This is a genomic window from Burkholderia sp. AU17457 (assembly GCF_002223255.1).
Taxonomy (GTDB): Bacteria; Pseudomonadota; Gammaproteobacteria; order Burkholderiales; family Burkholderiaceae; genus Burkholderia; species Burkholderia sola.
In genome coordinates, this window is sequence record NZ_NKFB01000005.1 from 208,843 (window position 1) to 231,339 (window position 22,497).

The 22,497-nt window shown below is 69.1% G+C and carries 25 protein-coding genes; 9 read left to right on the plus strand and 16 right to left on the minus strand.

Going from position 1 to position 22,497, the window contains the following annotated elements; translation table 11 throughout:
* The first annotated feature begins 2 nt into the window (after window positions 1-2).
* Together CFB49_RS18210 and CFB49_RS18215 are read left to right on the plus strand one after the other, a co-directional pair.
* Window positions 3-1,313 (plus strand): MFS transporter, encoded by a 1,311-nt coding sequence (locus CFB49_RS18210; protein ID WP_089491960.1) that lies wholly within the window; start codon window positions 3-5, stop codon window positions 1,311-1,313.
* A 128-nt stretch (window positions 1,314-1,441) separates the two neighbouring features.
* A complete protein-coding gene (locus CFB49_RS18215) occupies window positions 1,442-1,633 on the plus strand; it encodes a hypothetical protein (protein ID WP_249190396.1) in 192 nt (63 codons plus the stop codon).
* A gap of 35 nt (window positions 1,634-1,668) precedes the next feature.
* Here the strand turns inward: CFB49_RS18215 and CFB49_RS18220 are convergent, their stop codons facing one another.
* Both CFB49_RS18220 and CFB49_RS18225 read right to left on the minus strand, forming a co-directional pair.
* A complete protein-coding gene (locus CFB49_RS18220; RefSeq protein WP_089491961.1) occupies window positions 1,669-3,468 on the minus strand; it encodes a sensor histidine kinase in 1,800 nt (599 codons plus the stop codon).
* Window positions 3,465-4,112, minus strand: coding sequence for a response regulator (locus tag CFB49_RS18225; RefSeq protein ID WP_069618894.1), 648 nt, complete (start codon window positions 4,110-4,112; stop codon window positions 3,465-3,467). The genes CFB49_RS18220 and CFB49_RS18225 overlap by 4 nt, the downstream gene beginning before the upstream one ends.
* A 335-nt stretch (window positions 4,113-4,447) precedes the next feature.
* Between CFB49_RS18225 and CFB49_RS18235 the strand changes: the two genes are divergently transcribed.
* Both CFB49_RS18235 and CFB49_RS18240 read left to right on the plus strand, forming a co-directional pair.
* A complete protein-coding gene (locus tag CFB49_RS18235; protein WP_089491962.1) occupies window positions 4,448-4,900 on the plus strand; it encodes a hypothetical protein in 453 nt (150 codons plus the stop codon).
* Window positions 4,901-5,008: 108 nt separating this feature from the next.
* Window positions 5,009-7,027 carry a VTT domain-containing protein gene (locus tag CFB49_RS18240; RefSeq protein ID WP_089491963.1) on the plus strand — a complete coding sequence of 673 codons (2,019 nt, stop codon included), beginning with the start codon at window positions 5,009-5,011 and terminating at the stop codon, window positions 7,025-7,027.
* A 24-nt stretch (window positions 7,028-7,051) separates the two neighbouring features.
* Here CFB49_RS18240 and CFB49_RS18245 read toward each other — a convergent pair whose 3' ends face one another.
* Window positions 7,052-7,381 (minus strand): helix-turn-helix domain-containing transcriptional regulator, encoded by a 330-nt coding sequence (locus CFB49_RS18245; RefSeq protein WP_089491964.1) that lies wholly within the window; start codon window positions 7,379-7,381, stop codon window positions 7,052-7,054.
* Complete coding sequence (locus tag CFB49_RS18250; protein WP_089491965.1) at window positions 7,378-7,710, minus strand: type II toxin-antitoxin system RelE/ParE family toxin; 333 nt, start codon at window positions 7,708-7,710, stop codon at window positions 7,378-7,380. The genes CFB49_RS18245 and CFB49_RS18250 overlap by 4 nt, the downstream gene beginning before the upstream one ends.
* 375 nt (window positions 7,711-8,085) lie before the next feature.
* On the opposite strand from CFB49_RS18250, the gene CFB49_RS18255 reads away from it, so the two are divergent.
* On the plus strand, window positions 8,086-8,595 hold the full coding sequence (locus CFB49_RS18255) for a GNAT family N-acetyltransferase (protein ID WP_069618890.1): 510 nt from the start codon (window positions 8,086-8,088) through the stop codon (window positions 8,593-8,595).
* A gap of 16 nt (window positions 8,596-8,611) precedes the next feature.
* Here the strand turns inward: CFB49_RS18255 and CFB49_RS18260 are convergent, their stop codons facing one another.
* The 3 genes from CFB49_RS18260 to CFB49_RS18265 all read right to left on the minus strand — a co-directional run bounded on the left by CFB49_RS18260 (window position 8,612) and on the right by CFB49_RS18265 (window position 10,606).
* Window positions 8,612-9,565: a leucyl aminopeptidase gene (locus CFB49_RS18260; protein ID WP_069618889.1), complete on the minus strand. Its 954-nt coding sequence runs from the start codon at window positions 9,563-9,565 to the stop codon at window positions 8,612-8,614.
* A 58-nt stretch (window positions 9,566-9,623) separates the two neighbouring features.
* Window positions 9,624-9,746 (minus strand): hypothetical protein, encoded by a 123-nt coding sequence (locus CFB49_RS36810; RefSeq protein WP_006479692.1) that lies wholly within the window; start codon window positions 9,744-9,746, stop codon window positions 9,624-9,626.
* A 404-nt stretch (window positions 9,747-10,150) separates the two neighbouring features.
* On the minus strand, window positions 10,151-10,606 hold the full coding sequence (locus tag CFB49_RS18265) for an Lrp/AsnC family transcriptional regulator (protein WP_069618888.1): 456 nt from the start codon (window positions 10,604-10,606) through the stop codon (window positions 10,151-10,153).
* A gap of 115 nt (window positions 10,607-10,721) precedes the next feature.
* Between CFB49_RS18265 and CFB49_RS18270 the strand changes: the two genes are divergently transcribed.
* Complete coding sequence (locus CFB49_RS18270) at window positions 10,722-11,267, plus strand: RBBP9/YdeN family alpha/beta hydrolase (protein ID WP_089437046.1); 546 nt, start codon at window positions 10,722-10,724, stop codon at window positions 11,265-11,267.
* A 179-nt stretch (window positions 11,268-11,446) separates the two neighbouring features.
* A complete protein-coding gene (locus CFB49_RS18275; RefSeq protein ID WP_089491966.1) occupies window positions 11,447-12,697 on the plus strand; it encodes a YbfB/YjiJ family MFS transporter in 1,251 nt (416 codons plus the stop codon).
* A gap of 11 nt (window positions 12,698-12,708) precedes the next feature.
* On the opposite strand, the gene hpaC is transcribed toward CFB49_RS18275, so the two are convergent.
* Window positions 12,709-13,254, minus strand: coding sequence for a 4-hydroxyphenylacetate 3-monooxygenase, reductase component (gene hpaC / locus CFB49_RS18280; protein ID WP_089491967.1), 546 nt, complete (start codon window positions 13,252-13,254; stop codon window positions 12,709-12,711).
* Between the two features lie 351 nt (window positions 13,255-13,605).
* Here hpaC and CFB49_RS18285 point away from each other — a divergent pair, with 351 nt between their 5' ends.
* Window positions 13,606-14,238: a response regulator transcription factor gene (locus CFB49_RS18285; RefSeq protein ID WP_089436016.1), complete on the plus strand. Its 633-nt coding sequence runs from the start codon at window positions 13,606-13,608 to the stop codon at window positions 14,236-14,238.
* 12 nt (window positions 14,239-14,250) lie between these two features.
* On the opposite strand, the gene CFB49_RS18290 is transcribed toward CFB49_RS18285, so the two are convergent.
* From CFB49_RS18290 to CFB49_RS18310, 5 genes are all read right to left on the minus strand, one after another.
* A complete protein-coding gene (locus CFB49_RS18290; protein ID WP_069618884.1) occupies window positions 14,251-14,994 on the minus strand; it encodes an SDR family NAD(P)-dependent oxidoreductase in 744 nt (247 codons plus the stop codon).
* A gap of 59 nt (window positions 14,995-15,053) precedes the next feature.
* Window positions 15,054-16,178: an amidase gene (locus CFB49_RS18295; RefSeq protein WP_089436018.1), complete on the minus strand. Its 1,125-nt coding sequence runs from the start codon at window positions 16,176-16,178 to the stop codon at window positions 15,054-15,056.
* Between the two features lie 31 nt (window positions 16,179-16,209).
* Window positions 16,210-16,731, minus strand: a complete 522-nt coding sequence (locus CFB49_RS18300) for a nuclear transport factor 2 family protein (protein ID WP_089491968.1) — start codon at window positions 16,729-16,731, stop codon at window positions 16,210-16,212.
* A gap of 8 nt (window positions 16,732-16,739) precedes the next feature.
* A complete protein-coding gene (locus CFB49_RS18305) occupies window positions 16,740-17,117 on the minus strand; it encodes a hypothetical protein (RefSeq protein ID WP_011356094.1) in 378 nt (125 codons plus the stop codon).
* 96 nt (window positions 17,118-17,213) lie between these two features.
* The gene (locus CFB49_RS18310; RefSeq protein ID WP_069618880.1) at window positions 17,214-18,407 is read right to left on the minus strand and encodes an acyl-CoA dehydrogenase family protein; all 1,194 of its coding nucleotides are present in this window, start codon (window positions 18,405-18,407) and stop codon (window positions 17,214-17,216) included.
* A gap of 147 nt (window positions 18,408-18,554) precedes the next feature.
* Here CFB49_RS18310 and CFB49_RS18315 point away from each other — a divergent pair, with 147 nt between their 5' ends.
* A complete protein-coding gene (locus CFB49_RS18315) occupies window positions 18,555-20,102 on the plus strand; it encodes a sensor histidine kinase (protein WP_089491969.1) in 1,548 nt (515 codons plus the stop codon).
* Window positions 20,103-20,152: 50 nt separating this feature from the next.
* Here the strand turns inward: CFB49_RS18315 and CFB49_RS18320 are convergent, their stop codons facing one another.
* The 3 genes from CFB49_RS18320 to CFB49_RS18330 all read right to left on the minus strand — a co-directional run bounded on the left by CFB49_RS18320 (window position 20,153) and on the right by CFB49_RS18330 (window position 22,445).
* The gene (locus tag CFB49_RS18320; protein ID WP_089491970.1) at window positions 20,153-20,539 is read right to left on the minus strand and encodes a tautomerase family protein; all 387 of its coding nucleotides are present in this window, start codon (window positions 20,537-20,539) and stop codon (window positions 20,153-20,155) included.
* Between the two features lie 122 nt (window positions 20,540-20,661).
* Window positions 20,662-21,165: an aromatic-ring-hydroxylating dioxygenase subunit beta gene (locus CFB49_RS18325; protein WP_069618877.1), complete on the minus strand. Its 504-nt coding sequence runs from the start codon at window positions 21,163-21,165 to the stop codon at window positions 20,662-20,664.
* Window positions 21,162-22,445, minus strand: a complete 1,284-nt coding sequence (locus CFB49_RS18330) for an aromatic ring-hydroxylating oxygenase subunit alpha (protein WP_069618876.1) — start codon at window positions 22,443-22,445, stop codon at window positions 21,162-21,164. The genes CFB49_RS18325 and CFB49_RS18330 overlap by 4 nt, the downstream gene beginning before the upstream one ends.
* Window positions 22,446-22,497 lie beyond the last annotated feature (52 nt).

The following is a 22,497-nucleotide window of genomic DNA, read 5'->3' on the forward strand; positions in this document are numbered from 1 at the left end:
AAGTGAACGCTACCGACACCCTGGACCCTGCGTCCGCCGAAGAACAGCGCATCATGTCGAAGATGGCGCGGCGCCTGCTGCCCATTCTCGTCGTGATGTTCCTGATCGCGTTCATCGACCGGCAGAACGTCGGTTTCGCGAAACTGCAGATGGTCCACAGCCTCGGGATGACGGAAGCTGCGTTCGGGCTCGCGTCGTCGCTGTTCTTCATCGGCTACCTGCTGTTCGAGGTGCCGAGCACGCTCGCGCTGCATCGTTACGGCGCCCGCGTGTGGCTCGCGCGGATCATGCTGACGTGGGGGCTCATCACGGTGCTGATGGGCTTCACGACGTCGATGCCCGCGTTCTGCTCGCTGCGCTTCCTGCTCGGCATCGCCGAGGCCGGCTTCTATCCGGGCGTGATCTATTACCTGACGCTGTGGTTTCCGCAGAGCTACCGCGCGAAGGTGCTCGGCATCTTCACGCTCGGCAGCGCGCTCGCGAACATGCTCGGCTCGCTGGTCGGCGGCCTGCTGCTGAGCCTGAACGGCGTGTGGGGGCTCGCGGGCTGGCAGTGGGTGTTCGTCGCGACGGGCATTCCGGCCGTGGTCGTCGCGATCGTCGTGTTTCGCGTGCTGCCTGCATCGTTCCGCGAAGCGCCGTTCCTCGACGAGCGCGAGAAGCAGATCGTCGCGGCCGCGCTGGAGCGCGAGAAGCCGGCGCAGGCCGAGCACGGTCAGCCTTGGAAGGCGCTGCTCGATCCGCGCGTGATGCTGTTCGCGGCCACCTACATGCTGATGTCGACGTCGCTGTACGGCGTCACGTACTGGCTGCCGACGCTCGTGAAATCGTTCGGCGTGTCGAGCACGACGAACGGCTTCCTGAGCATGCTGCCGTGGGCGCTTGCGGTGGTGCTGCTGGTATGGCTGCCGGCGAAGCTGCGCCGCGCGAAGAGCATCCTGCGTACGATCGCGATCGTCGCGGCGCTCGGCGCGCTCGGCTTCCTGCTGAGCCTCGTGCTGCCGTCGACGCCGCTGCGCTTCATCGTGCTCGTGCTGGGCGGCGCGTGCATCCCGCTGCTGTATCCGTGCTTCTGGTCGATGCCGCCGCGTTATTTCACCGGCGCGCGGGCGGCTGCGAGCGTCGCGGCGATCAACTCGATCGGCAACCTCGGCGGCTTCTTCAGCCAGAACCTGATGCCGTTCGCGGGCAAGGTGACGGGCACCGCGTTCGGGCCGATGATCGTGCCGATCGTGTGCCTCGCGCTGCTCGGCGTCGGCGCGCTGGTCGCGTGGACGCGCTCGGAGCGGGGAATGGTCGCGGCGCGGGCGTGATGGCGTGCGGCGCTATCGCAGCGTCGGCCGGTTTCGGATGATCCTGAAATCGGGCGCCGCGTGCGGGTTCGGCGGCAAGTAATCGAGCGCGCTACCATGCGGTGTACATGCGACGAATGGAGCCGGCAATGAAGAAAGTGACGACGATGAACATGTCCTGCGATGGCGTTGCGCACCCCGCGCAGCGCGAGTTTGTCGCACGCGGGTTGGCATCGCGTGACGAGGCACGGCTGACCGGCGAATACATCGATGCGGCAAACGTCCGCGCGAAACTCGGGCGCATGCTCAAAGCGGCGCGTTCGACGAAGGCGGTCGACTAAGTCGTCGCCGTGCGGCGGCTTCCGCCGCCCTCCATCTAGCCCCGCGAACTCTCGTGCCCGCCATGCGCGAGCGCCACGGGCGCCGGCGCCCGCGGAATCTCGACCTCGACCGTCGTGCCTTCGCCGAGCGTCGTCGCGATCCGCAGCGTGCCGCCGACCAGATACGCACGCTCGCGCAACCCCACCAGCCCGAACGAAGCCGGCTTGCGCGGCACCGCGGGATCGAAGCCCGCGCCGTCGTCGCGTATCGTCAGCACGATCGCTTCGCTGCCGTACACGAGCTCGACGTCCGCATGCGACGCGGCCGCGTGCCGGGCGACATTCGCGAGCGCTTCCTGCGCGATGCGGAACACGGCGGTCGCATACGGCTCGTCGAGTTGCAGCTCGGGCGGCTCGACGTGCAGCGAACAGTCAATCCCGTGACGGTGCCGGAAATCCTCCACGAGCCATTGCATCGCCGCCGCGAAGCCGAGATCGTCGAGCATCAGCGGGCGCAGGTCCGACGCGATGCGGCGCGTCGCGGCCACCGCGCCGCGCGTGAGCCCATGCATCGCCGCGATCTTGCGTGCGAGCGACGCGTCGTCCTGCGGCACGCGATCGATCAGCCATTCGAGATCGTTCTTCAGCGCCGCGAGCGACTGCGCCAGTTCGTCGTGCAGCTCGCGCGCGATGCGGCGCTGCTCGGCTTCGCGCGCGCTGGCGCTGATCGCGGCGATCTCGCGCAGCTCCTCGCGCGACGCCTGCAACGCCCGCTCCGCGCGCACGCGCTCCTCGACTTCGCGCCGCAGGTCGCGGTTCGACGCGCTCAACTGCGCGGTGCGCGCGGCGACGCGCTGTTCGAGCCGTTCGTTCGCATCGTTCAACTGCGCGCTTTTCTGCACGACGAGCAGATGCTGGAAGCGTGCGCCGGCCAGCGCCCGCACCGTCTGCGCGTGCAGCCGGCCGTTCTCGAACAGCATCGCGAACAGCACGACGCCCGACGCGACGAGGCCGTACGCGCGCCCTGCGTAGAAGCCGAGATCGAAGCGCCCGTGGTTCAGCATCGACGACAGCGCAATGTCGAACAGCCACGCGACGAGCACCGTCATCACCCACAGGTCGAGCACGGAATGGCGGCGCCGCTGCCGCCACATCAGCATCAGCGCGACCAGGTTCAGCCCCCAGACGACCGTGATCGCCTTCGTCATCGTCGCGGTCATCCGGTTGCCGCTCATGATGCGCGGCAGCAGGTCGTGGCCGGCGGTCGCGAACAGCGCGAGCGCGGCCGTCGCGCCGATCGCGGCGGCGATGCAGAGGCCGACGGGAATCGCCGCGCGGCGCGGCGGGGCCGGGGCCGGAGCCGGACGCCCGCGCGACGTCGCGCGCAGCAGCGCGTACGCGGCGACCGACAGCGGAAAGCCGCCATGCCAGAACAGGTACAGCCATGCGGTGGTCTGTTCGCCGGCGCCGAGCAGGCCGGTCGGCGCGAACAGGCCGGGGAAGGTCAGCATGTGCGTGCCTGCCATGAACGCCGTGAACAGATAGCCGCCCGCCAGCACGAGCAGCGGTTTCTCGCGCAGGATCGCGTACTGACCGAGCAGCAGGCCGGCCGTCACCATGTCGTTGACGACGATCGCCGACTGGTACACGGGAATGAATGCCCAGCCCGGCGCGAGCGGCATCGCCGCGAACGGCGCGAGCGCGGCGAAGATCACGGCCGATACGAGTACCGTCGCGAGCGCGAGCCGCCGTTCGCGCCGCCCCGGCGGCAGCGACGACATGAACAGGCGCGACGTATCCGGATCGTCGTTATCCGACGGCGGCGGCGCGGGCGGGAAGCGGAAGGCGGCCATCATGCGTCGTCGGCCCCGAGGTCGAGATCGTGGCGCACCGTGTAGCGGACCAGTGCGGCTTCGTGCGGCAGCCCCATCTTCTCGAGGATTCGCGTCTTGTACGTGCTGACCGTCTTCGCGCTCAACGCGAGTTCGGACGCGATCCGCGTGACGGTCTGACCGGCGACGATGCGGCGCATTACGTCGAACTCGCGCGCGGACAGTCGCTCGTGCGGCAGGGCGTGAGCCGGCGCGCGCAGCGTGTGCGCGAGGCTTTCCGCCGCGGACGGGCTCACGTAGACGCCGCCCGCCGCCACCTTGCCGACGGCCTCGACGAGCTCGGCGGTCGCACTGTCCTTCGTCAGGTAGCCGGTGGCGCCGGCCTTGAACGCGCGCGCCGCGTACTGCGCTTCCGCGTGCATCGTCAACACCAGCGTGCGCAGCGACGGCGCCTGGCGCTTGACCAGCCGGATCAGCTCGATGCCGGTCGGCGCGGGCATCGACAGGTCGAGCAGCAGCACGTCGGCGGCCGCGCGCTCGGCCAGCGCGAGCGTGCCCGCGCCGTCGCTCGCCTCGCCGACGATCTCGAAGCCGCCGGCCATCTCCAGAATGTGACGCAGTCCGTCCCGCATGACTGCGTGATCGTCAGCCAGAATTACCCTGATCATCTTCCAGCGGCCCTCTTCGGGATGACGCCCGCGGGTTGCCGTCGTTGCTGTCCGGTTGTCGCCGCGGCCGTTCTTCTGACCAATATATTCCGCCGAACCCGAAAACGGTACTCGTTCGCGAAATTTTCAGGAGCGTCGATCACGGAATGCATACTGCAACGAAATAATTCATTGGAAAGCGCATCATGCGCAGCCCGCGCGAATCAGGGTATTCCCGGATGATCGTTGCACCCGACGCGGGCCGGCGCGGCATCGGCGGGCCCGCGCCGCGAACCGTTCCGATTCGGGACTAAACTGGTGCCCGATGCCATCCGCGCGAACCGAGGAGCCCTGCAATGATCGACCTGGCCGATATCCTGCCGTCCGCTCTGCCTGCCGCGGTCGCCTGGGCCGAAGCGGAGGCGGCGCGCGGGCTCGCGCAGGGCGCGCCGCTGACGCCCGGGCAAGCCGACGATGCGCGCACGGTGGGCGTCGCGCAGCCGGACCGGATTCGCGTGATGGCGGTCGAGCGCATGCCGTTTCCCGACACGCCGACGCTTGCCGCGATCGCCCGCGACACGGGGCTGCTGTCACCCGCGACGATCGGTCTCACGCTCGGTCATGCGGTGTACGTGCTGCGCGGGCAGGACACGCGCCGGCTGCTGACCCACGAGTTCCGTCATGTGCATCAATACGAGGCCGCCGGCTCGATCGGCGCGTTTCTTGCGCGCTACTTGCACGAGATCGCGACGGTCGGCTACCACGACGCGCCGCTCGAGGCCGACGCGCGGCAACACGAGTTCGATTGACACTGGCCTGCGACGCCGGCGCGAGCGTGCGCATGCCGCGATGAACGTATCCAAGGCCGCTGCCGGCCCGATGTTCGTGCACCGGGCCGCACCTTTCGGGAGTGTGCGATGAGCGACACGGTCCACGCGTGGATCGGCGCGATCGGCGCGCATCCGCTGCTCGTGCTGGCGATCGTGTTCGTGGCCGCGTGCGCCGAGGCGATCGCGCTGATCGGCACGGTCGTGCCGGCCGGCGCCGTGATGTTCGCGGCCGGCGCGCTGATCGGCGCGGGCGCGCTCGACGCATGGGCGACGATCGGCGTCGCGGCCGTCGGCGCGGTGATCGGCGACGGGATCAGCTACGAACTCGGACGACGTTACCGCGGGATGATCCGTAGTGCGTGGGCGCGCTTCGGCTCTGCGAACGCGTACGCACGCGGCGAGGAATTCGTGCTGCGTCACGGCATGAAGAGCATCGTGCTCGCGCGCTTTCTCGCGCCGGTGCGTGCGGTGGTGCCGGTCGTCGTCGGCTGCGCGACACTGCCGCGCCGGTCGTTCTATCCGGTCAACGTGATCTCGGCGCTCGTGTGGGCGCCCGTGCACGTCGCGCCTGGCATCCTGTTCGGCGCGTCGGCCGCGCTGGCCGCGGCGATCAGCGTGCGGGTCGCCGCGATCCTGCTGGTCGTGGCCGCGCTGGTCGCGCTCGTGTGGATCGGCGTGCGCGTCGCGCTGCGGCGCGGCTGGCCGTTGTTGTGTCGTGCGCTCGCCGAAGCCGTGCAAGCGTGCGTGCACCGCTGGCCGCGGTTCGGCGCGCGGCTGCACGACGGGATCGTGTACCTGCGCGGGTTGCCGGGCGCGGTGCCCGTGCTCGCGCTGTTGTTCATCGGCTGCGTGTGGCTGTTCGCGGGGATCGTGCAGGACGTCGTCGCGAACGATCCGCTGATGCATGCGGACATCGCGCTGTACGCGTTCCTGCAGCGCCTGCGCACGCCGCCCGCCGACGCCGCGATGAGCGCGTTCGCCGTGCTGCACGGACACGACACGGGGCTGATCGTCGCGGCCGCGTTTCTCGTCTGGTTGATGATCCATCGCTGCTGGCTGACGGCCGCATGGTGGCTCGCGACGATCGGCGTCGCCGTCGTGCTCGTGCCGGTGTTCGGTGCGGGCGCGCCCGGCGCGACGCCCGCGAGCCTGCCGCCCGGCGCGCTGCACGTGCCGCTGCCGGACGGCGACGCCGCCTTCGCGATCCTCGCGAGCAGCGGTCTTGGCTGGGTGCTGGCGCGCGACCGGCCCGCGCCGTGGCGCATTCCGGTCGTGACGGCGGTCGTGCTGTGGATCGTGCTCGGCGGCTTCGCGCGGCTGTACGTCGGCGATACCTGGTTGTCGGGGTTGCTGGGCGGGTGGAGCCTCGGTCTCGCATGGTTCGCGTTGCTCGCCGGCGCCTATGCATACTGGCGTGTGCGCGAGCATGTGCAGCCGCGCGGCGCGCTCGTCGCGGTCGTCGTCGTGCTCGCGACGGCCGGCGTATGGACGGTGCCCGCGCAGTGGCAGCTCGATCGCGCGGCGCGTCCGCATGTCGGCGATGTGGTCGCGATGACCGTCGACCAGTGGCTGCGCGGCGGGTGGCAGCGCGTGCCGGCGCGGCGCACCGAGATCGGCGGCGACCGCGAGGAATATCTGCCGCTGCAATGGAGCGCGACGTCGGACACGCTCGACCGCCAGCTCGCGCAGGCCGGCTGGCAGCGCGCGACGCCGTGGTCGCCGGCCACCGCGCTGCGCTGGCTACTGCCGCAGGCGCCCGCCGATACGCTGCCCGTGCTGCCGCGCTATACGCATGGCGAGAGCACGCGGCGCGTGTTCGTCCGCGTCGATCCGGCCCACCCGGAAAGCCGCTTCGTGCTGCGGCTGTGGCGTTATCCGTACGTGTTGCAGGATGCGCTCGGCATGCGGCCGCTGTGGTATGGCGCGCTGTATCGCGAAACGCTGCGCCGGCCGGCGCGGCTGATGACGATCGTGCACACGACGACGATCGATGATGCGGCGGCGATCGCGCACGCGTTGGCGGTCGAGCCGGCGATCGCGCATCCGCCGGCGGGGATGACGGCCGCGCCGGATGAGATGCTGCTGGTGTGGATGGTCCAGCCGTGAGGGGGCACGGCGTGACGCGCGTCCTTACGCGTGCGACGGCTGCGCGGGAACGACGGACAGGCGCAGGCCGACCGTCTTGAGTACCGCGAGCAGGGTTTTCAGCGTCGGGTTGCCGTTCGGGGACAGCGTGCGATACAGCGATTCGCGGCTGATGCCGGCTTCGGCCGCGACGGCGCCGAGCCCGCCGTACGCCTCCGCGACCGTGCGCAGCGCGAGCAGGCCGGCCGCGCGGTTGTCGGGATCGTCGAGCGATTCCATCGCGACGCGCAGATAGGCGACCGCGAGCTCGCGGTCAGCGCCGAGTTCGGCGACTTCCGCATTGTGGTGCGATACCGCGCCTTTGAGTTTGTTCATGTTTGCCTCCGTTTCCAGTTCGACCAGTGTTCCTTTGCACGCCTGATGTCGTCGGATTGACTCGCCTTGTCGCCGCCGGACAGCAGCAGCACCAGCGCGCTGCCGTGCCGGCCGAAGTACACGCGATAGCCGGCGCCGACATGGACGCGCAGTTCGAACACGCCTTCGCCGACCGGCTCGCAATCGCCGAAGTTGCCGGTCTGCACGCGGCGCAGGCGCTCGCGGATCCGTGCCTGTGCGGGCTTGTCGCGGACGGCGTTCAGCCATTCGGTGAACGGCTCGCGACCGTCGTCGCGCTGATAGCGAAGGAGTTCGAACTTGGAGAGCATTGTAACTTATAAGCTACAAAAAGTAAGTGGAACGAGGCGGTTCGCATCGCAATGGCTGGGCGGCCGACGCGGCGTTTTCATGATTCGGGATTCGAGGGCGCGGAGCGGGCTTCCCGGACGACGATCATTTTTTCATCCGGGATGGCGCGTGACGATTCGGCCAAATGGCCGGTGTCCATGGCGTGATGAAGCGGCACGCGCCGTGTCCGAGTGGCTCGGTTTCAGCGATTTATCCAGTTTTTCGCAGATGTCCGAGCACGGGTACGGCGTACCGCCGCGTAAGTAGCGCGGCACGGCGAGGCAGGAAGGCGACCGTCGATGAATCGCGCTACGATTGCTTGCCTGCCGACATCACCCTCACGAGAGAGCCCCCGCATGATCACGATTCGCCCGATGACCGACGACGATTTCGCGCGCTTCTGGCCGACCTACCGCGCCATCGTCGCTGCTCAGGAAACCTATGCATTCGATCCCGAGCCGACCCGGGAAGCCGCACGCGCACAGTGGCTCGACGCGCCGCTCTGCACGTGGATCGCCGAAGAGGACGGCGTGGTGCTCGGCTCGTATTTCCTGAAGGCGAACGCGGCCGGGCCCGGCAAGCACGTGAGCAACTGCGGCTACATGGTGAGCGAGGCCGCGCGCGGACGCGGCGTCGCGCGCCTGATGTGCGAGCACTCGCAGCAGGTGGCGCGCGAGCGCGGTTTCCTCGCGATGCAGTTCAATTCGGTGGTCGCGACGAACGAGGTCGCGGTCGCGCTGTGGCAGAAGCTGGGATTCGAGATCGTCGGCCGGGTGCCGCGCGCATACCGTCACGCGCGGCTCGGCTTCGTCGACTGCTTCGTGATGTTCAAGTGGCTCGGCGACGCGGCGGCCGCCGAAGCCTGAGCAACCCGCTGCCGCGTCAGACGGCGAACGCGCCGTCGAACACGATCCGTTCGTCGAGCGCGAGCGTGCCGCGCGCGAAGATCAGGTCGAGATGGTGGCTGCCGTTTTCGCCGCCGCCGAGGCCGAGATGCAGGCCCGGATGGCGTTCCTCGAACCCCGCGTTGCGGCCGTACAGGCCGCGAATGCCGAGGTTCGTGCCGATGCCGAATTCCTCGATCCGCCGGTGATTCGCGTGCCGGTCGAGATAGGTCGTGAAATCGCGCCGGAAGCCTGCATCGTCGGTGTCGAAATCGACGATCGTGCTGTGCTCGACATGCAGCGTCGCGAGCCGCTCGGCCACCTTGTACTTGATCGCGAACGGGACCGTGCCGAGAAACGTGCCGCTGAACACGACGGTGCCGTTCAGGTCGGTCACGTGCGTCGCGATCTCGCCGGGCACGACGTCGAGGTTGCCCATGCCGTCCACGCTCGTCCATTTCTGGTCCGGCGCGAGCGAGCCCGTCAGCGTGTTGCCGGCTTCGTCGATGAAGCGGATCTGCGACGCGCGTGCGGCGGCCTCGATCAGCCGGCCGTTGCGCGCGGCGATGTCGTCGAGCGATTCGGCGAACGCCTCGTCGAGGTGCGGGCCGTAATCCTTGAATAAAACCGATTTGCTCCAGTGTTCGACGATCGCGGGGCGGATCGCGGCGAGAAATGGCGGCCCGCTCGGCGACGGCGTCGGCAGGCACGACGAGTCGTACAGCAGCACGAACAGGTCGGCGTCGTCGAGCGCGGCGGCGATGTCGGCGGGCGCGGTGCTTTCGAGGCAGAGGGTGGTCGCGTCGAGCGAATCGGGCAGGGCGGAAAAGGCGCGCAACGCGGTGTCGCGGTTGCGGGTGTCATAGCCGACCAGCAGTTTTCCCGATTCGCCGCGTGCCAGCTTGTCGCGCAGCGCCGGGTGAAAACCGAGCGCGCGGTGCAGGTTCAGCATGCGTATCTCCGGAAGCGGCGGAAGGGCCGAGGCCCCTCCGCGAGAACGGGTGGCCCGCTCAGACCGGCCAGAGCGCGGTGCCGAACGGCACCACGGCGTCCTCGACCATCATGTCGACGGCCTCGGGGTGCGTGTCTTCCTGCATCCAGTCAAGCAATTCGATTTGCTGGGTTTCCTGCATGTCAATTCTCCTGTGGTGAACATGAGTGATTCAACATGAAAGCGCGGCAAAAACATTGCCGCTCCTCGTTCGGAATTTTGTGAATGCCGGGCGAGTGGCGTCGATATTATTCTGATGAATTTACGAATGCAATGCGTCGCAATGTTTTTAGCCGAGACGTGCTAAACAAGGGAATCCCCGGCCCACATATTGGAAAACATGGGTAAAACGAGCGACAGATCGCACGTCATTTTTTTAGAAAAATGGAATGGTGGCGGCGAAATGAATTCGGTTATTTCTAATTTGAATTTAATTGAGCGGATTGATGCGATTTATGTCGTTCACGAAAATCGTGTGCACGACCGCCCGGTGCTCGAACCGGTGTGCCGATTTCACGCGTCGCTCGGTCGGTCCACCTCCGCACGTCATCCGAGCAGCGCCTTTCCGATCGCCTTCGTCGGTTCCGAGCGCAGCACCAGCGACGTCGTGACCGCGCCGAAGCGCGCAATCGCGTCGATGAGGGTTTCGAGCTGGCCCGGGGTCGGCACCAGCACCTTCAGCAGAAAGCAGTCCTCGCCGGTCATGCGGTGGACCTCGATGACATGCGGCATCTCGGCAAACGTGCGCAGCGCCGGCTGGATGTGCTCGTGAGTGGTTTTGAGCCGGATGATGGCCATCATGCCCAGCCCCAGCGCCGCCGGATCGATCCGCGCGCCGTAACCGGCGATGATCCCGCGTTCTTCCAGCCGCTTGACGCGCTCCGACGTGGCGGGCTGCGACAGCCCGATGCGCCTGCCGACTTCCGACAGCGGCGTCCGCGCGTTGTCCTGCAGCGCTTCGAGGATCGCAAGATCCAGGCGATCCAGTGCTTCGTCCGGCATGACGGTCCTCCCGTACCGTTGATTCATCGGCATTTTGTCTCAATAACCGATGACTTGCCATTCCATGCCGACGGACGCGTAGTCACACTCTGGGCTTCAGTTGACGGAGGGAATGATGGATCGAGCGATCGTGATCGTGCCGGGTATCGGCAATTCGGGACCGGATCATTGGCAGAGCCACTGGGAGGCGGCGTTGCCCGGCGCCGCGCGCATCGCGCCGGCTTCATGGGACGCGCCCGACCTGGCCGACTGGATGGCCGCGCTGGACGAGGCCGTCGCGAACGCCGGGGCGCCGCCGCTCGTGGTGTGTCATTCGCTGGGCTGTCTGTTGTTCGCGCATTGGCATGCCGTGTCGGCGCGCGCGGTGCGCGGCGCGTTTCTCGTGGCCGTGCCCGACCCGGCTGGACCGTGCTTTCCGGTTGCCGCCGCGGCGTTCGCGAACCTGCCGAACGGCAGGTTCGGGCGCCTGCCGGTGCTGGCCATCGCGAGCGCGGACGATCCGTACGATCCGTCGGGGCGCGCGCTCGAATGGGCAACGGAACAGGGTGCGGCGCCGCTTCTGCTCGGCGCGCGCGGCCACCTGAACGCGGCGTCCGGGCTGGCCGGATGGCCCGAAGGGCGCGCGCTGCTGGCGGCGTTTGCGGCCGGACTTGGGCGGTAGCGCGTGCCAGCGCCGGCTGGCCTCCCGCGTTTTCCGGCCGTCGTGTCGGGGAGCGGGAACCGGGCGCGGCGGCCGTCGCGGTTGTGCTGCTGCCGCGCGTGCCGATTTCGTGGCGGCTCCAGTATGATCGAGCGACGGCGGCGCAAGCCCCGGAATCGAACAACGAAGGAGACACCCCGATGCGTGCAGTGCCGCAACCGGAGCGTCCCGGCCGCTCGCGGCCGGATGCCGGCGCAACCGATCCCGGCCGCATGGCCGCGTGGCGGCTCGCGATCTGCCTGTCGCTCGGCAGCGCGATCGCGCTCGGCCTCGCGCGCTTTTCGTATGCGCTGCTGCTGCCGCCGATGAAGGCCGATCTCGGCTGGACGTTCGCGCAGGCCGGCGCGCTGAACACCGCGAACGCGGCCGGCTACCTGATCGGCGCGCTCGCATTCCCGCTGCTGTCGCGGCGCTGGCGCGCGGGCACGCTGCTCGCGGCCGGCTGCGCGCTGACCGCCGTGCTGATGGCCGCGGGCGGGCTCACGTCGGACATGCACGCGCTGCTCGCGCAGCGGCTGGCGACGGGAGGCGGCAGCGCGTTGATCTTCATCAGCGGCGGCGTGCTGGCCGCGCGGCTCGCTTCCGCGTCGCCGCGCGATGCGGGGCTGCTGCTCGGCCTTTACTACGGCGGCACCGGATGGGGCATCGTCGCGTCGTCGCTGCTCGTGCCGGCCACGCTCGTGTCACGCGTGCACGGCTGGCAGCCCGCGTGGTTCGCACTCGCGACGGCGTGCGTGCTGTTCTCGGCGGTAGCCGTGTCGGCCGCGCGCCGCATCGAGCAGGCACATGCGGCACCGGCCGCGCGGGCCGGCGGTGCGAAACAGGCGGCGACCGCGAGCCCGGCCCGCTTCGCACTCGCGCTGGCCGGCTATGCGCTGTTCGGCGTCGGCTATATCGGCTACATGACGTTCATCGTCGCGCTGCTGCGCGGCGCGGGGATGAGCGGCACGGTCGTCGCCGCGTTCTACGTGATGCTCGGCGTCGCGACCGTCGTGTCGGCGCGGCTGTGGTCGGGGCTGCTCGACCGGATGCGCGGCGGCCAGGCGCTCGCCGTGCTCAACGCGCTGCTCGGGGTCGCGACGCTGATGCCCGCGCTGTTCGTGCACCCGGCTGCCGCATTCGCATCGGGCTTGCTGTTCGGCGCGACGTTCCTGTCGGCGGTCGCGTCGACGACGGCCTTCGTGCGGCACAACCTGCCGCCCGACGGCTGGGCGAAGGGGATCAGCGCATTCACGACGGTCTTCGCATTCGGGCAGATCGCGGGGCCGGTCGCGATCGGCTGGGTGTCGGACAGTGCGGGGCTCGCGCGCGGGCTCGTGTATTCGGCATTGACGCTGTTCGCGGGCGCGGCATTCGCGGCCGGGCAGCGCGCGCTGCGCACGTCCGCGTAGTCATGTGCCGATCACCGCACGCACGCGGTGCGCGACACGCGATGAAACGCGCGGCTGAAATAGATCAGGCTGTCGCCGTCGTTTCGCACGCGAATCGAGGTCGCCTCGATGAACATCACCGAATGCGAGCCGACTTCCTTCATCCCGGCGATCGTGCCCTGCAGGCTCGCGAGCGCATCGCGCAGCACCGGCACGTCCTGTTCGCCGCGATCCCACACGGGCAACGCGAAGCGCTGTTCCATCGGCAGGTCGGTGAGCCCCGCGAAGTGTCGAGCGAGCAGCTCGTGCTCGGCTGGCAGCACGTTGATGCAGACCTGCCGGTTGTGCTCGAAGGTCGCATGCATCGCGCTCGACCGGTTCAGGCACACGAGCAGCGTCGGCGGCGCGTCGGTGACGGAGCACACGGCGCTCGCGGTGATCCCGCAGCGGCCGTGCGGCCCCGCGGTGGTGATCACGTTGACGGCCGCGCCGAGATGGGCCATCGCCTGGCGGAAGGCCTTTTGCGCGTCGGTCGGCTCGACGCGCGCTGGCCGCTGGATATCGGTCGTGGAAGACATGGGCGCTCCTGGTTGGACGAAAGCGGCGATCGCGGGCGCTGCCGATGCAGCATCGCTTGGCCGACGATGATCCAAGCGTACGCCGCGAAAATGCAGCCGACCATTCGCACGATTGACGATCGGGATGGCGTTCCTGCCAACGTGTCTAAAGGTTCTACCTAGATGCGCGCCATCGCGCGCGAAAAAAACCGTGATGGCGCGTTCGTGCGGCAGATGAAGGGGTTTGCAGCGGGTTTTCGGCTCGTTATGATGTGCCGCACACCCCAGCGAGCGGCGCTCGCGACACGCCGGCCAGCGGCGTTGCGCGCGGCGCGTGCGATACCGATACCGACATTCAGCGAGACCCCCGCGATGACGTCACCCGCACCGATCGTATACATCGTCGACGACGACGGCGGCATGCGCACGTCGCTCGCGTGGTTGCTCGAATCGGTCGGCATCGCGTCCGAAGGGTTCGCGAACGCGGCCGACTTTCTCGCGCGCTTCGACGTGAACCTGCCCGCGTGCCTCGTGCTCGACGTGCGAATGCCGGAGAAAAGCGGCTTCGACGTGCAGGCCGAACTGAATGCGCGCGGCGCGACGCTGCCGGTGATCTTCGTCAGCGGACACGGCGACATTCCGATGTCGGTGCGCGCGCTGCAGAACGGCGCGATCGATTTCGTCGAGAAGCCGTACAACTCGCAGCAGATGCTCGAGCGCGTGCAGCGCGCGCTGCGGCTCGCGCAGCAGCGGCATGCGGTAAGCCAGCGCCACCGTGAGCTGCGCCAGCGGCTCGACGCGCTGACGGCGCGCGAGAAGGAAGTGCTGCGCGGCGTCGTGGACGGCAAGGGCAGCAAGCAGATCGCGTCGGATCTGTCGATCAGCGTGAAGACCGTCGACGTGCATCGCGCGAGCATCAAGGAGAAGCTCGGCGCGACGTCGATCGCTGCGCTCGTGCGCGACGTGATGGTCGTGTGGGGCGACGACGGGGCGTCGTCGCGATGAGGTGCTGCGCGTTCAGCGCATGTACAGTCCGCCGTTGATGTCCCAGCATGCACCGTTCGCGAAATGCGCGTCGCCCGAGGCGAGCAGCACGGCCGCGTCCGCGACGAAGCCGGCCGACCCGAGCTTGCCGCCCGGCAGGCTCGCGAGCACCTGACGCAGCTTTTCCGGCGCGACGCTTTCGTACACGATCGGCAGATCGAGCGGGCCCGGCGAGATCGCGTTGACGGTCACGCCGTGCGCGGCGAGATCGCGGGCGAACACCTTGGTCAGCGTCAGCGCGCCGCCCTTCGCGGCCGCATAGTGCGCGCCCGTCGCCGAACCGCCGTTCTGTCCGGCGAGCGACGCGATGTTGACGATGCGGCCCGCGCCGCGCTGCGCGAAATACTGGCCGAACACCTGGCAGCCGAACAGCACGCTGCGCAGGTTCACGTCGATCACCTGGTCGAACTGCTCGGCCGTGATCTCCATCGCCGGCACGACCTTCGATGCGCCCGCGTTGTTGACGAGCACGTCGATCGTGCCCCAGCGCACGACGAGCGCATCGCGCGCGGCTTCGAAATCGCGTTTCGACGTGACGTCGAGCGGCAGCGCGATCGCGCGTTCGCCGCTCGGGTCGAGCTCGCGCGCATGCGCATGAACGGCGTCGGCGGCGATGTCGGCGAGCGCGACGCGATAGCCGGCCGCATGGAAGCGTTCGGCGATGACGGCGCCGAGCCCGCGCGCGGCGCCGGTGACGAGAACGACTCGGTCTGACATGGTCTGGCGTTCCGTGGTTCGCGGGCGCACGCCTGTGGCGGCGGCGCCCGCATCGTGGTTCATGCGGCCAACGCCGCTTCGAAGTGTGCCGCGATCGCGCAGACCCGTTCGTCCGCGCCCTTGCGTCCGACGATCTGCAAGCCGGCCTTCAACCGCGAACCGGCGAGCGGCAGCGGCAGGCTGAGGGCCGGATGGCCGCTCAGGTTGAACGGCCGGATCAGCGACGACATCGCGATCACCGAGACGCCGTCGCGTGCCTGCTGCAGCGTGATCGGCAACGCGGGCAGCGTCGGCAACACCAGCACGTCCGCGTGTTCGAGCGCGGCATCGACCTGCGCGGTGAAGCGCGCACGCACGGCTTCGGCTTCCTTCAATGCCGCAGGCGCGGTCGTTGCGGCCGCACGCAATCGCGTATCGAGGTCGGCGCCGAGCTTGCCGGTCGCGACCAGATGGCCGAACGCGCGCGACGTTTCCGCGTTGATCACGGTGAGCCCGGCCGCGAACGCGGCCGGCATTTCATCGAGCACGACCGTATGCGAACGCAGGCCCGACGCGCGAACGGCCGCGTCGAGCGCAGCGGCGATCGCCGGATCGGCGTCGACGGCGAGTTGCGCGATCGTGCAGCCTGCCGCGGACGCTTCCGCTTGCGCGCGTTCGAAGCCCGGCGCGATCGCGGCCATCACCGCGACGAGCGTGCGGATCTCGCGTGCGAACGGCCCGACGCAATCGAGCGTGGTGTCCGCGGGCGCGACGCCGCGCCGCGACACGCGGCCGAACGTCGGTTTCAGCCCGGCCACGCCGCAGCACGCGGCCGGCCCGCGAATCGAGCCGCCGGTATCGGTGCCGAGCGCCGCGTCGACGGCGCCGAGCCCGACGAGCGACGCGGAACCGCTCGACGAGCCGCCCGGAATGCGCGTGGCGTCCTGCGGATTGACGGGCGTGCCCGTGTAGTCGTTGATGCCGGTCATGCCGAATGCGAGCTCGTGCATGTTCGCCTTGCCGGCGATCTGCCAGCCGGCGTCGAGCAGCAGGCGGACCACGTCCGCATGCTGCGCGGCAGGCGGCGCATCGGCGAGCGCGCGGCTCGCCGCGCGGGTCGGATGGCCCGCGATGTCGATCGTGTCCTTGATCGCGATCGTCGGGCCGGGGCCGCCTGGCGTGAAGGTGTCGATGAAGCCTGTCATGGTCGGTATCGTGCGAAAGCAGCGGGAAACATCAGGACCGTGGCGCGGCGGCGAGCGGCCACGGGCCGTCGAGCATGCGTTCGGTGCGGAAATGGCGGATCAGCCAGGTGGCGCCGTTGGCGGCCGGTGCGAAATCGATCGTCAGCCGCGCGGCGATCAGCTCGGCCGAGCCGTCCGCGTAGCGCGACGCCTGCAGCATGATCCAGCGGCCACGCGCGCTTGCATGGCAGGCGCCGATCTCGATCGACTCCGACGTCAGGAAGTGCAGGTTCGCCGAGAAATGCGGGTCGGGCGGCAGATAGCGGCCGAGCATCGCGACGATCGCGGCCGGGCCTTCGAGGCGGCCGAATTTCCGCGCGTATTGCGGGCCGATGCCTTCCCACACGGCGTCGGCCGTGAACAGCTCGGCCAGCGACGGGCCTTCGCCTGCCGCTTCGGGTACGTCGCACAGCGCCATATAGCGCGCGATCGTCGCGCGCACCGCGCGCTCGGCGTCGAGCGCCGCGACGCGCCGTGCGAGCGCGTCGATCGCAGCGGGAGACAGATCGGTCATCGCGCGCCTCACGCCGCGGGCTTCGCGGCCGGCGGCACGGTCAGCGCGCGGCCGACACGTGCCTCGATCTTGCCGTAGCGCCACAGGTTGTATTCGCCGACGGGCGTCGTGCGGTACAGGTTGCACACGGCGACCGTCGTGTCGAAATCGGCGACGTCGGCCATGATGTAGAAGGTCCACGGCGCGCCGTCGGCCTGACCGACCACGAGACGGTCGTCGTCCATCACGCCGAGCACGCGCACGCCGGGCATCGCTTCGACGGCCGCGAGCATCGCGCCGTACGCCTGCCACACTTCGCCGATCTTCTCGCGCGGCAGGTCGAAGAAATTCTGCGACACGCCGCAGCAGAACAGCACGCGCAGCGGCAGCGGATTCGAATCGGACATATTGGGTTCTCCAGAGGAATCGGTCGAGCGCATGAGCCGGCCGGCAACGGCGCGGCGGATGCATGCGCGTTCAGCGAAAGTGTCGGGCGATGCCGGTTACAGATAGCCGGGAAACGGCGTGACGCCGGTGAAGACCGCGCCCGCGCCGTCGAAGTTGCCTTCGGCGAGGAACGCGTGCTGCGTGACGACCATCGCATCGCGCAGCAGCCGCTGCAGCGGATGCGACCGGTAGATCGCCGCCGTGCCGCCGAGGCGGTACGCGCGTTCGACGACGCTCGCGCCTTCGCGGGCGATCTGCGTGGCCGCGAGCCGCAGCAGGCTCACCTGGTCGGGCGTCACCGGGTTGCCGGCGAGGATCGATTGCCACACCGAATCGGTCGCGTCGTAGAAGAACGCGCGCGCCGAGCGCAGTTGCGCTTCGGCCTTCGCGAGCTCGATGCGGAAATACGCGCGATCGGCGAGACGCGGCGCGCCGGTCGTCGTCTGGCGGCCGCCCGACATCCGGTTCACGACGTCGAGCGCCGCACGCGCGAGGCCGAGGTTGACGACGGCCAGCACCTGCGCCGCATACGCGACGGTCGGGTAGCGGTACAGCGGCTCGTCGACGGTCGGTTCGCCGCCGCGCACGAAGGTCCACGCCTCGGGCACGAAGCGGTCGTTCACGCGCAGGTCGTGGCTGCCGGTGCCCTGCATGCCGACCACGCTCCAGTTCTCGACGATCTCGACGTCCGCGGCACGGAACACGGCCGTGCGCGGCTTGTTCGGCGCGGCGTCCTGCGCGCCCGGCACGGCGATGCCGACGCCGAGCCAGTCGGCGCCCTTGCAGCCGCTCGCGAATTTCCACGTGCCGTTCACGCGCCAGCCGCCGGGCGCGGCCTGCGCGGGCTGCACCGGGAACAGGCCGCCCGCGAACACCTGGTCGGGGCCGCTCGCGTACAGCTCGGCCTGCGTGTCGAGCGGCAGCGCGGCGAGGTAGACGTTCGCGGAGCCGAAGCTCGCGACCCACGCGGCCGAGCCGTCGGCGGTCGCGATCCGTTCGATCATGTCGAGGAACGCGGTCGGCGCGAGCGCATCGCCGCCGAAGCGGCGCGGCGTGCCCGCGCGATAGATGCCGGCCTGCTTGAACAGCGCGATCACGTCGCGCGGCACGTGCGACAGCCGGTCGAATTCGTCGCGGCGCGCGGCGACGGTTTCGATCACCGCGTCGAGCGGCGACAACGGTGCGGCCGCGGGACTGGCCGCGCGCGGCGAGGTCGGCGCGGATTCGATGGCGAGGGCGGCTTGCGGCATGAAAGTCTCCTGGGGATGGGGCGATTCCGGTGTCGGTTGCGGGGGCAAGACTGTGCAGCCAGTCTAGAAACGCCGAAAACACGCAGCAATTGGTGCGTTGGGCCGCGCGACTGGTGACGCTCCGTGCCGGCCTAAAGAAATCTTCAGATGCGATCGGCGCGCGCCGGTGCTATGTTGGGTTTCCGGTCGCGCGATACCGCGCGCCTTCCTCCGAATCCGATCATGAGTTTTCCCGACGAAGACGATTTCCACCGGCTGCTCGACGCGCTGACCACCTGCGTGCTGCTGCACGACGCGCGCACCCGGGCGATCGTATGGGCGAATCGCGCCGCGTGCATCGCGCTCGGCTTTTCCGTCGAGGAATTGCTGCCGCTGAAGGCGCCGGACATGACGCGCCCCGAGCCGAAGTACAGGCGCGAGATCGCGGTGAGCGCATGGGATCGCGCGCTCGTCGACGGCCCGCAGGTGTACGAATGGTGCTATCGCTCGCGTACGGGCGTCGACATGCTGTCCGAGGCCACCGCGACCTACGTGCCGCTGCGAGGGCGCGACGTCGTGATGGTGCAGTTCCGCGACATCAGTGCGGAAGAGGCGGTCCGCCAGCAGTTGCGCCGCTACGAGGCGCGGCTGCGCGAGTTCATGCAGGATCTCGACGAAGGCATCGCGGTCGTGACGCCGCACGGCGGCGTGCAGTTCATCAGCGAGTCGGGCCGCCGCGTGCTCGGGCTCGCGCCCGACGAGCCGCTCGGCGAGGTGCTCGACTATTGCTCCGCGGCCGATCGAGACCGGCTCGTCGCGCAGTTGCGCGACGCGCCGTCCGCGTGCCCGTCCGCGCCGCAGCGCTACCGGATCGTGCGGCGCGACGGCTCCGCCTGCTGGCTGCGCATCCTGTGCCGGCAGGTCGAGATCGAAGGCGATCTCGACGGGCTGCTCGTGCAGTTTCGCGACGTGAGCGACGAAGTCGCGATCGAGGACGCGCGGCGCGCCGAGGCGCGGATGCTCGAATACGCGGGCCGCTACAACGCGATGGGCGAGATGGCGACCGTGATCGCGCACGAACTGAGCCAGCCGCTCGCGGCCGTGCGCAATTTCATCGAAGGCGCGGTGCGGCGGCTGAACGGCAACGGCGCCGTCGACGACGCGATCTGGGGGCTGCGCAGCGCGGACCGGCAGGCCGAGCATGCGGCGCTGATCATCAAGAGCGTGCGCGAATTCATCGTGAAGCGCGAGCCGGTCGTCGCGCGGGCCGACCTGCGCGACATCCTCGCGGACGTCGCGTACTTCATCGAGCTGCGCGCGAAGGAGGCCGGCGTGACGGTGGCGATCGTGCAGGCCGACGCGCCGCTGCCGATCCGCTGCGAGCGCGTGCTGATCGGGCAGGTGATCCTGAATCTCGCGTTCAATGCGATCGAGGCGTTCGCCGGTTGCGAGCGCGTGCCGCGCACGCTGACGCTCGGCACCGCGAACGTGGCCGGCCATGCGGAGTTGCATGCGATCGACAATGGGCCGGGCATCGACGCCGGCGCGCACGACCGGCTGTTCGACGGTTTCTCGTCGTCGAAGGCGGGCGGCAACGGAATCGGGTTGTCGCTGTGCAAGAGCATCGTCACGCGCCACGGCGGGCGGATCGCCGCGAGCCCGGCCGCGGGCGGCGGGCTCGACTGCCGCGTGACGCTGCCGCTCGCCGACGGGTGAGCGCAACCGCTCGGGCGCAGTGCGGCGGGGCGGCGACGCGCGACGCATGGTCAGCGCCCCAGCGCCCGAGCGGTCTGGCCGCCGATGCCGAAGTCGGTGTTCGGAATGTCCTTGATGATCACGCGCGTCGCCTGCAGCGGCGCGTCGAGCACGTTCGCGCCCGCATCGGACAGCGCGGCGATCAGCGCGCGCTTCTGTGCGTCGGTGCGGCCGGCGATCAGGATCGCGACGATCACCGGCAGCGACGGCGGCGCGCCGTCCGCGGCGCTGCGGCCGCCGAGGCCGATATGCGTCGCGGGCAGCTCGGTGAGCAGCACGCGCACGGATTCGATCGGTGCGCCGGTCGCGTCGACGGTCGCGTTGCTGAGCCTTGCGATCAGTTGGGCCTTGCGTGCGTCGTCGTGGCCGGCCGGCAGGAAAACTTCGAGTGTGGGCATGAGGGTCCGGAAAGGTGAAGGTGACCGGTTCACCTTTGCGCGGGAGACGGCGAACCGGCAGCCGCTCACAGGTGAAGGTGCCTGGTTCACCGTTGCGTTGGCGACGGTGAACCGGCCGCGGCTTACAGCAGGAAGCCGATCGCGCTGAGCGCTTCGGTCGAGTCGATCAGGCGCACGACCTTTTCGGCGATCCGCATCTCGCCTTCGGCATCGACGTGCAGCTTGTGCGTGACGTCGGCCGCGAACAGCGTCGCGACGCCGCGTTTGTACGCGACCACGACCTGCGCCGATTTCAGCTCGACGGTATCGGCGCTGCCGCTTTCCCGCGTGAAGCGCGACACGGTGCGCACCGTGCGCGCCGCGTCGGTGGCCGACGCCGAATAGCCGGACACCATCCGCTGCACGCGCTTCTCGCGCATGTCCCGGTCGTCGAACACGTAGTTCAGCGTCGCCGCGAAATCGGTCGCGTCGGGATCGATCGGCACCACGTAGTGGCCGGCCGGGTCCCACAGGTCGAGCCACGCGCGGTAGTCGCGGCGGTCGAGCATCTCGGCTTCGCGCCACACGAATTCGACCGCGCGGGCGAAGGTCTGCTCGGAAAAGAGGGCGTTGCGGTCGTCCATCATTGCTGCTCCATCATGTTGCGCCATTGCCGGTAGGCTTCGCGCATGCCGGTCTCGTCGGTCGCATGCGCGGTCTTTTCGCCGTTCGCGGCGGTCGTCTCGCGGTTCAGCCCGCGATTCACGAGGATCGGCACGTCGGGCCCCGCCTGCGCGCCGCGCTGCACGCGCTCCCACGCTTCCGCATCGTCGGGGCTGCCGAAGCCGAACGGGCCCTGGAAGTGCTCGTGGATGCGCAGCCGCTCGCGGTTCGCTTCGTCGGGGCCGCCATCCATTGCGAGCGCGACGTGGCGGATCTCGGTTTCGTTCGCGGAGATCGGCCGCAGCACGCGGAAGAACGCCATCGACAGCGCGAGGTTCGGGAACAGGTTCAGGTTGAAGCCGACACCCATCAGCGAGCGCACGATACGGCGCACCTCCTCGGGCGTGTGACGTTCGGCGAGTTTCGCCGCGAGCGGCGCGAAGCGTTCGGGCAGCGGTGCGCCGTCGTCGTCGTCGAGATCGATCAGTTCGGGCATCAGCACCGCGAGGCTGTGGCCGTTGCCGAGCGCGCGGCAGAACGCGTCCTCGCTCGTCATGAAGCTCGTGATCGCGGCGGCCGTCTCGTCGTCGATCGACTTCATCCACGACTTGTGCACGACCGGGAAGTGATAGAGGTCGGTGGTGTTCTCGAGCTGGATCTTCCAGTTGCCCTTGAACTTGAACTTGTGCTCGCCGTTCGCCTTGATCGGGTAGCCGGCGCCCTGTTTCATGAACAGGTCGATCCACGGCTTCGCGCCGCCGAGAAAATCCTCGAGCGGCTCGATCGCGTCGTTGAAGCTCGCGAACACGAGCCCCTGGTACACACCGACGCGCAGCTTCACGAGCGGCAGGTCGCCCTTGTCGCACACGCCTTCGTAGCCGTCGCCGTACGGCAGCGCGCGCAGCGTGCCGTCGAGCGCGTACGACCAGCTGTGATACGGGCACGTGAAGCCCTTCGCGTTGCCCTTGTGCGATTCGCACACGGTCGCGCCGCGATGGCGGCAGCGGTTTTGCAGCACGTTGATCTCGCCGGTCTTGTCGCGCACGACGATCACCGGCTGGCGGCCGATCGTCGTCGTGATGAAGTCGCCCGGGTTCGGCAGTTCGCTTTCGTGCGCGACCCAGATCCAGGTGCGGTAGAAGATGCGGTCGAGCTCGGCTTCGAACAGCGCGGGATCGTGATACATCGCGGGCGCGATGCGGTCGGGCTGCGCGAGACCCTGCAAGGCGCGGGTGTCGATCGTCTGGTAGGCAATGTCGCTCATCGTCGTCGTGGGGAAAGAGTCGCGAAAATCGGGCCGCGCCGTGCGCAGCGTC

What these genes read in the sequence shown, in the direction of transcription:
- CFB49_RS18215 (WP_249190396.1), top strand. Translation starts at nt 1,442, where the DNA reads ATGAAGAAAGTGACGACGATGAACATGTCCTGCGATGGCGTTGCGCAC.
- CFB49_RS18220 (WP_089491961.1), bottom strand. Translation starts at nt 3,468, where the DNA reads ATGATGGCCGCCTTCCGCTTCCCGCCCGCGCCGCCGCCGTCGGATAAC.
- CFB49_RS18225 (WP_069618894.1), bottom strand. Translation starts at nt 4,112, where the DNA reads ATGATCAGGGTAATTCTGGCTGACGATCACGCAGTCATGCGGGACGGA.
- CFB49_RS18235 (WP_089491962.1), top strand. Translation starts at nt 4,448, where the DNA reads ATGATCGACCTGGCCGATATCCTGCCGTCCGCTCTGCCTGCCGCGGTC.
- CFB49_RS18240 (WP_089491963.1), top strand. Translation starts at nt 5,009, where the DNA reads ATGAGCGACACGGTCCACGCGTGGATCGGCGCGATCGGCGCGCATCCG.
- CFB49_RS18245 (WP_089491964.1), bottom strand. Translation starts at nt 7,381, where the DNA reads ATGAACAAACTCAAAGGCGCGGTATCGCACCACAATGCGGAAGTCGCC.
- CFB49_RS18250 (WP_089491965.1), bottom strand. Translation starts at nt 7,710, where the DNA reads ATGCTCTCCAAGTTCGAACTCCTTCGCTATCAGCGCGACGACGGTCGC.
- CFB49_RS18255 (WP_069618890.1), top strand. Translation starts at nt 8,086, where the DNA reads ATGATCACGATTCGCCCGATGACCGACGACGATTTCGCGCGCTTCTGG.
- CFB49_RS18260 (WP_069618889.1), bottom strand. Translation starts at nt 9,565, where the DNA reads ATGCTGAACCTGCACCGCGCGCTCGGTTTTCACCCGGCGCTGCGCGAC.
- CFB49_RS36810 (WP_006479692.1), bottom strand. Translation starts at nt 9,746, where the DNA reads ATGCAGGAAACCCAGCAAATCGAATTGCTTGACTGGATGCAGGAAGAC.
- CFB49_RS18265 (WP_069618888.1), bottom strand. Translation starts at nt 10,606, where the DNA reads ATGCCGGACGAAGCACTGGATCGCCTGGATCTTGCGATCCTCGAAGCG.
- CFB49_RS18270 (WP_089437046.1), top strand. Translation starts at nt 10,722, where the DNA reads ATGGATCGAGCGATCGTGATCGTGCCGGGTATCGGCAATTCGGGACCG.
- CFB49_RS18275 (WP_089491966.1), top strand. Translation starts at nt 11,447, where the DNA reads ATGCGTGCAGTGCCGCAACCGGAGCGTCCCGGCCGCTCGCGGCCGGAT.
- hpaC (WP_089491967.1), bottom strand. Translation starts at nt 13,254, where the DNA reads ATGTCTTCCACGACCGATATCCAGCGGCCAGCGCGCGTCGAGCCGACC.
- CFB49_RS18285 (WP_089436016.1), top strand. Translation starts at nt 13,606, where the DNA reads ATGACGTCACCCGCACCGATCGTATACATCGTCGACGACGACGGCGGC.
- CFB49_RS18290 (WP_069618884.1), bottom strand. Translation starts at nt 14,994, where the DNA reads ATGTCAGACCGAGTCGTTCTCGTCACCGGCGCCGCGCGCGGGCTCGGC.
- CFB49_RS18295 (WP_089436018.1), bottom strand. Translation starts at nt 16,178, where the DNA reads ATGACAGGCTTCATCGACACCTTCACGCCAGGCGGCCCCGGCCCGACG.
- CFB49_RS18300 (WP_089491968.1), bottom strand. Translation starts at nt 16,731, where the DNA reads ATGACCGATCTGTCTCCCGCTGCGATCGACGCGCTCGCACGGCGCGTC.
- CFB49_RS18305 (WP_011356094.1), bottom strand. Translation starts at nt 17,117, where the DNA reads ATGTCCGATTCGAATCCGCTGCCGCTGCGCGTGCTGTTCTGCTGCGGC.
- CFB49_RS18310 (WP_069618880.1), bottom strand. Translation starts at nt 18,407, where the DNA reads ATGCCGCAAGCCGCCCTCGCCATCGAATCCGCGCCGACCTCGCCGCGC.
- CFB49_RS18315 (WP_089491969.1), top strand. Translation starts at nt 18,555, where the DNA reads ATGCGATCGGCGCGCGCCGGTGCTATGTTGGGTTTCCGGTCGCGCGAT.
- CFB49_RS18320 (WP_089491970.1), bottom strand. Translation starts at nt 20,539, where the DNA reads ATGCCCACACTCGAAGTTTTCCTGCCGGCCGGCCACGACGACGCACGC.
- CFB49_RS18325 (WP_069618877.1), bottom strand. Translation starts at nt 21,165, where the DNA reads ATGATGGACGACCGCAACGCCCTCTTTTCCGAGCAGACCTTCGCCCGC.
- CFB49_RS18330 (WP_069618876.1), bottom strand. Translation starts at nt 22,445, where the DNA reads ATGAGCGACATTGCCTACCAGACGATCGACACCCGCGCCTTGCAGGGT.